Consider the following 436-nt stretch of genomic DNA (forward strand, 5'->3'; position numbering starts at 1 on the left):
CGATTGGATGGTCCGGAGATAGCCACCGCCGCCGTAAGCTTGCCATTGTGGTTGATAATTGGAGCGGAGATGGCAGCAGTCCCCAATTCACGCTCCTCTACGCTGGTCGCGTAGCCTTGCAGGCGAATCTGTTTCAACTGCTGAATAAACATCTCCCGGTCAATCGACTCCGGCCATTCCAACTCCTGCAAAATGCTTTTTCGCACCGCCTCATCCTCGAAAGCTACCAGCACCTTGCTTGATGCGCCCACGGAAAGCGGCATACGCGCCCCGATCGGCGCCACCCGGCGAATGGCATAATTGCTCTGCACCGCCTGTATCCGTATTCGTTCGTTGCCGTCTCTCACATACAAGCTGATCGTCTCCCCGACAAGATCACGCAGCCGTTCCATCTCCGGCAAAAGGACAATCGCGGGATCATCGGAGTGAGTCATAT

At 56.0% G+C, this 436-nt stretch carries 1 protein-coding gene; it reads right to left on the bottom strand.

The genetic code is table 11. From position 1 onward, the window contains the following. A partial coding sequence (locus MXD62_RS10195; protein ID WP_285224024.1) for an IclR family transcriptional regulator occupies positions 1-436 on the bottom strand: 436 nt, incomplete at both ends.

Origin of the sequence: Frankia sp. Mgl5 (assembly GCF_023242985.1) — a bacterium.
Taxonomy (GTDB): Bacteria; Actinomycetota; Actinomycetes; order Frankiales; family Frankiaceae; genus Parafrankia; species Parafrankia soli.